General features: G+C 44.4%; 4 protein-coding genes and 2 pseudogenes. 4 read left to right on the top strand and 2 right to left on the bottom strand.

What is annotated here, in order from left to right; translation table 11 throughout:
• Positions 1–86: 86 nt before the first annotated feature.
• Both KNP81_RS15490 and KNP81_RS11720 read right to left on the bottom strand, forming a co-directional pair.
• The gene (locus KNP81_RS15490) at positions 87–239 is read right to left on the bottom strand and encodes an AbrB/MazE/SpoVT family DNA-binding domain-containing protein (RefSeq protein WP_214720060.1); all 153 of its coding nucleotides are present in this window, start codon (positions 237–239) and stop codon (positions 87–89) included.
• 71 nt (positions 240–310) lie between these two features.
• The gene (locus KNP81_RS11720; protein ID WP_214720059.1) at positions 311–1,975 is read right to left on the bottom strand and encodes a multicopper oxidase family protein; all 1,665 of its coding nucleotides are present in this window, start codon (positions 1,973–1,975) and stop codon (positions 311–313) included.
• Between the two features lie 345 nt (positions 1,976–2,320).
• On the opposite strand from KNP81_RS11720, the gene KNP81_RS11715 reads away from it, so the two are divergent.
• The 4 genes and pseudogenes from KNP81_RS11715 to KNP81_RS11700 all read left to right on the top strand — a co-directional run.
• Complete coding sequence (locus KNP81_RS11715; RefSeq protein WP_251129040.1) at positions 2,321–2,710, top strand: QcrA and Rieske domain-containing protein; 390 nt, start codon at positions 2,321–2,323, stop codon at positions 2,708–2,710.
• A gap of 357 nt (positions 2,711–3,067) precedes the next feature.
• Positions 3,068–4,216 (top strand): YncE family protein, encoded by a 1,149-nt coding sequence (locus KNP81_RS11710; protein WP_214720058.1) that lies wholly within the window; start codon positions 3,068–3,070, stop codon positions 4,214–4,216.
• Between the two features lie 90 nt (positions 4,217–4,306).
• Positions 4,307–5,851: pseudogene (locus KNP81_RS11705) on the top strand (IS3 family transposase).
• A 59-nt stretch (positions 5,852–5,910) separates the two neighbouring features.
• Positions 5,911–6,297 (top strand): annotated as a pseudogene (locus KNP81_RS11700) (DUF6036 family nucleotidyltransferase); the annotation flags it as partial.
• Position 6,298: the final 1 nt, after the last annotated feature.

The raw sequence follows: 6,298 nt of genomic DNA, 5'->3' as shown, positions 1-6,298 counted from the left end.
TGACCCCGGAACAATATCGGGGCCATCTGATCGCCGCATAGAAAACGTGGGCTTTTTATTAAACTGTCCATTTTACGGGGCTCAGTTCAAGTCTTATCGTGATGGGTCTTTTTAATAATGATTCGGCGGTTCTTTTCGTAAATAAACACATATGCTCCATTTTCGATTCTTATTGATTTGGTAATGTGACTGGGAATGGTAACCTGTCCGCTTTTTGTGATTTTCTTTAAAATGGCCATACTTCAGCCCTTTCATTCGATTTATTATGAAAGGATAGCTGCCCAAGGAGGGCTTAGGCAGTATCTCCCTGTTATTCAGGCTTATTGCCTGCATCCGGATCTGGTGTAAAACTTGGTGTAAAGCCGTCATACTTCACCATATTTACCATACCGGCTGTAGCATGATGCAAATCATGGCAATGGAATAGCCAGTTACCAGGATTGTCTGCCTTAAATGCTACGACAACTTCTTCTCCCGGTTTTAAATTTATGGTATCCCTAATGATTGAAGAGCCTTCAACCGGCTTGCCGTTTTTGCTCAGGACTTGAAAGAAGTGTCCGTGCAAATGCATTGGGTGGTCGTCCATCATCGAACTGTTGGTTAAAGTAACTTTTACAAGATCTCCTTCTTTAACATTAATATTGTCTGTCTCAGGAAAGGTCTTTCCATTGATGGTAAATACTTGCCCCTCTCCATCCATTTTTGTATTAAGATCCATTGTATACTCAACATCATAATCCTGTTCGAGTGTGAACTCAGCATCTTCAAACACACCGTAATTCATATAGTTAAATTCTGGGAGCTGCATTTCCTGGTTAGAAGTGTCAGTGGACCCTTCTGTATCTTCATATTTGATTAGAGTCTTCATGCCTGCTGTGCCTTCCATGTCACCATGACATTCAATGAACCATTCACCAGGGTTATCAGCCGTAAATTCTATATCGTAACGCTCGCCTGGTGCTATAGAGATTACTTGATCCTTAATTTCCTGTGGTTCATTCAACTCTTGCCCATCAATGGCAGCCACTTTAAATTTATGTCCATGCAAATGGATTTTGTGGGACATAAAACCCACATTGACCAGACGGAGGCGGACTTTTTCTCCCTCTTTCACCATCAGCGGCTCAATGCTATCCCCACTTTTACCGTTTATCGTAAAGATATCATAAGCACTCATGTCATGGCCCATGCCGCCCATGCCGCCTTGATCCATGCCCTCCATTTTGCTTTCTTCTTCATTGCCTGCTTCGGAACTCATATTGCTGTGGTCCATGTTGCTTTCGCCTTCTGCTTCTTCATTGTTATTCATATTATTATGCTCCATACCTTCCATTTCGGCGCTTTCCTCTTCGGGATTGCTCATCCATTCATCAAGCATCAAGGTATAGTCGCGATCATAAGTTTTTTCTTCAGGCTCGACAATAATGGCCCCATAGAGGCCTTTATCCATTTGTTCTACAGCGTTTTGGTGCGTATGGTACATATAGGTTCCCGGATCCTCAGGCGTAAATTCATAAGTGAAGGACTCACCAGGCTGAACCGCATTTTGGGTTACCCCCGGAATTCCATCCATTTCATTTGGAACAGTAATTCCATGCCAGTGGATGGAAACCGGTTCAGAAAGTTCGTTTTTCAAATTCACTTTGACTTTTTCCCCTTGTTTTACCCTTATCTGGGAGCCGGGAACGGAGCGGTTAAAAGCAAGGGCATTAACACTGACACGATCATTCAACTGATGTGTTCCTTCTTTGGCAACAATGGTAAATTCGTTCCCTGTAAGTGTCTCGGAACTTACAGTTTGAGCACCATCAACCTTTTCAGGATTAACCTTATTTTTAGTTCCTTCTTCCTTTTTCGTATTTCCATGATCCATGCCTTCCATATCGCCGCTCTGCTGGCTGGAACAGGCAGCAAGGAAAAGGACAGCAAGGAAAAGGACAGCAAATGCAAACAAAGCAAGCAATTTTCTTTTCATAACCATACCTCCTGTTGTTTTTCATCCTAATAATAGTAAAAAATGTTGCAGAAAGTATGGATAAAAATGATTAAAATAGCTCATTCACTACATTTTCGCAGTTAAAATATGAAAGTTAACAGAGTCTCCATAATTTAACCAAGCCTATATTTTAGAAAGCATGAAATTTCTGCAAACTTAAGGGTTAACATTAAAAGTTAAATAGGAGGGTGGTTAAAATGGAAAAGGTGAATAGGGGAACATTCATTTCCAGTTCCTTAAAGGAGCAGCGGGTCTATTTGCTATATCAGTTCTTCCCTCAGTTTATCTGCGTGCAGCAATAGAGAGAAAGTGGATACTAGTGCAATGGCCAGCCTGGGCCCGCTCAGTGAACTGGAGAAAGGTGACTTTCCCAAAAAAGTGTTTTATAAAACAACGGTTCAGGATGCGTGGGTTGAACAGGAAATGGAAGGGTTTTTGTATATCAATAAAAACAAGGAGGATAATTCCCTGTTAATTATGTCACCTATCTGCACACATCTGGGCTGTGCAGCAGGAAACGCAGAAGTGTCCATGAAGGAAAATGAAGGAGTCGAGTTTTATTGTCCATGTCATGGAGGCAAGTATGATGAGCAGGGAATCAATGTAGGAGGGCCTCCACCAAGGTCGTTGGATGTTTTTGAATCCTTTATCGAGGATAAAAATGTTTGTATTGCCATTCTCAGTCCTATGGTGAGGGAAAAGCGGAAAAAGTGAATGGAGGTGCTCTATGGCATGCTGTTCGAATCAAAAGGAAAAGCAAGGAAGAAAAAAACTCTCGCCGTTCGCTTTCCTTATTTTCTGGTCACTAGTAGTTGCGGCCGCCGGACTGGCTGGTCTTTACTTTAAATGAGCAACTACAAATATCCCCTAGAGAACAGGCCCTTAATGCAGGCCATGTTCTTTTTTTATGACTTGAAAACCTTCTATCTTATAGGCAGAATATGCAGTTTTAATGGATTTCAACAAATTGTACGATTTTAAAAACCTTTTATTTGCCAAGTGAAATATATCACAGTTGGTACAAAAATTAGCTGTTATGATTGCCTTACATTGATAAAGGAGGAGCTTTACATGAATAAAGTGAAAATGAGTATATTTATTTTTCTATTAATGCTGGGAGTTCTGGGAGTTGTACTAGCAGGGTGTAGTTCAGGCAACAATGCAGTTGATGAAGGCCCCAACAAAAAGGAGCTTGTTGCAGCAGTGGGAGAAAATGAGAAGCAAGAAGGGGAGAATACTGAAGAAATGGCTGGGAATACAGCTGCCCAATATTATTATACTGCAAATGAAGGTGGAAGCATTTCCAAAATTGACGCCGCAACCAACACAATTATAAATACGATTGAGCTGGAAGGTTCTGTTCATAATGTCCAAGTATCTCCAGATGGAAAAATCATTGGTGCAACCCTTGTACCGGAAACAGGCGGCCATGACGAAGAGGATGAAAGCCATGAAGAAGAGGGCGGCCACGGAGAGGGGAATAGTGGAAAAGCGCTTTTCTTTGATGTGGAAAGTGATGAACTAATCAAGGAAGTTGAAGTAGGAAATCACCCTGCCCACATCGTATTTACTGAGAACGGGAACTTTGCGGTCGTGACGAATAATGAGGATAACAATATTTCTGTCATAGATATGGCAAGCTACGAGGTTGTCAATACGGTAGAGACAGGAATAGGCCCTCATGGATTCAGGATTTCAGCCGATAGCCAGAAGGCTTATATTGCGAACATGGGAGAAGACACAGTCAGTGTGGTGAACCTAGAAACGATGAAGGAAGAAAAACGGATCAAAGTCGGTGCAGTTCCCGTTACTGCAGGTGTCACATCGGATGGAAAAACCCTTGTGGCCACTTTAAATGCTGAAAATGCGTTGGCTGTAGTGGACCTTGAGACTGAAAAGGTTGAAAAAATCGAAGTTGGCGTGGGTCCGGCACAGGTTTATGTTGATGTAAATGATGAATTTGCCTATGTGGCAAACCAGGGTACAAAAGACGCTCCATCTAACTCCGTCACAGTGATTGAACTTGCCTTAAGGAAAGCAACTGCTGAAATTATAACCGGAAAAGGGGCGCACGGAGTCGTAACCAGTCCGGACAATAAGAAAGTATATGTAACCAATATGTTTGAAGATACAGTGTCAATCATCGACAAAGGGCAAAACAAGGTAATCGAAACGATCGAAGTGAAAGGTGTTCCAAATGGTATCAGCATAACAGAATAACGCCAAGCCCCGCTGCCCACATTGATATGCTCCCCAATAGGTAGACAGATGAAATAACAAATCTGTTTATTCTATTGGGGAGTGTTTTTTATGGCGAGAAGTCGGCATACGATCGAACAAAAATTGAGTGCGCTGCGCATGATGGAAGAAGAAACATATACTTGGAAAGAAATCATGGAGGCTCATGGCGTCTCTAGGCACACCCTCCAGGTGTGGAAAGTGAAATTCGATACCGGTGGGATCGATGCGTTGAAGGAATCGAAGGCATGGAAATCTTACACCAAGGAACTGAAAATCGCGGCCGTCCGCGACTATCTCGATGGGTTCACTAGAATGGAGGTACTCTCCAAGTATCAGATCAGTGATTGGTCTGTTCTTCGTAAATGGATTAAGAAGTATACTAGTCATAGCGAGTTAACAGATTCGAGAAAAGGGATGGATCGAGCTATGACAAAAGGAAGAAAAACTACATTCGAAGAGCGCCTTGAGATCGTGAAATATTGTTTGGAGAATGGACGCAACTACCAGCAGACCGCGGAACAATTTCAGGTGTCCTATGCCCAGGTCTATGGCTGGATCAAAAAGTATGACACGGGCGGGGCAGAGGCGCTCGTGGACCGCCGTGGGCGTACGAAGCCAGAGGACGAACTAAGCGAAGAAGAGAAGCTTAAGCGCCGTATCCAGCAAATGGAGCTTGAGAATGAACTTCTTCGTGCGGACATCTTGTTTCTAAAAAAGTTAGAGGAGATCGAGAGGAGGTCATAATCAGCCAGGTACGGCTACAGCAACGATATATCGCCATCAAAGAATTGAACGAAGAGGAGGCCCTTTCGATCGTGCTCCTCTGTCGAGTCGCCGGCATCTCACGGGCGGCCTATTACAAATGGTTGAATCGCACCATACCGGTGCGTCAAGAAGAGAACGAGAAGCTTCTGGAGGACATCCGTCTACTCTATGACCAGGCGAACGGCACATACGGGTACCGTCGGATCACGATGACGATCAACCGGTTGCGCCGACAACAAGGACTGTCCCTGTTCAATGAAAAGCGAGTCTATCGCTTGATGCATATCCATGGGATCCAATCGGTCATCCGGCGGAAGCGGAAGAAGCATAAGAAGTCAACGCCGCAGCACGTGGCCGAGAGTTCAGCGCGTCCCGACCGGACGAGAAATGGTGCACCGACGTCACCGAGTTTAAATATGGTGCCGGGAAAAAGGCATACCTGAGCGCAATCATCGACCTGTACGACGGCTCGATCGTCGCCTATCGCATCGGAAAGTCCAACAACAACGTTCTCGTCTTCCAGACGATGATGCCAGCCATCACGGGGCTCCGCACAGGAGCGCGTCCGATGATTCATAGCGCCAATATACCTCGAGAGGGTTCAAACGCATGGTGGAAGACGCGGGACTGACCCACAGCATGTCCCGGGTCGGACGTTGCATCGACAACGCCCCGATCGAGAGCTTTTGGGGTACCCTGAAAGTCGAGATGTACTACCTGCGTGAGTTTCAGGCCTATAGCGAACTCACATCGGCCATCGAGACCTACATATCGTTCTACAACCATGACCGTTTCCAGAAACGGCTAAACGGCTTGAGCCCTGTCGAATACAGGTCTCAAGCCGCCTAGTTCGGTTTTCATTATTTGCCCTGTCTACTTGACGGGGGGCAGTTCAGTATCGTCCGACGCGAGATATTGATATTCGCGTGACGGAGGGCGTCGTGACACCTGAATTGAAAGAGGCGCTTCATGAATATGAAATTGAAATTGTCGAAGGGGTGATTCAGTTCCCACCCCGTGAAGACTTTAGGGAAAATGAATTCCGGCATAAGATTGAAGGGCTGTTCGAGGCGATTGATGTGTATATCCCCGACATTGAACTTTTAGCATGTACCAAGATTTTCTCCTCTCGCCAAAAGGATCTAGAGGATCTCGAAAAAACGAATCTATTGGCACTTTGCGATAAAGATAAACTTCTCGACCTTGTAGAGGAATACAAAGCAAACATGACGTGGGACGATCCATTTTGTAACGTGCATGACTTGAGTCGAATTTTTCAGGAAAAGGGTATATAAT

The sequence above is a fragment of the Exiguobacterium sp. s149 genome, from assembly GCF_018618395.1.
Lineage (GTDB): Bacteria > Bacillota > Bacilli > Exiguobacteriales > Exiguobacteriaceae > Exiguobacterium > Exiguobacterium chiriqhucha.
The sequence above is the reverse complement of the archived record's forward strand: the minus strand, read 5'-3'. Positions and strand labels throughout refer to the sequence as shown.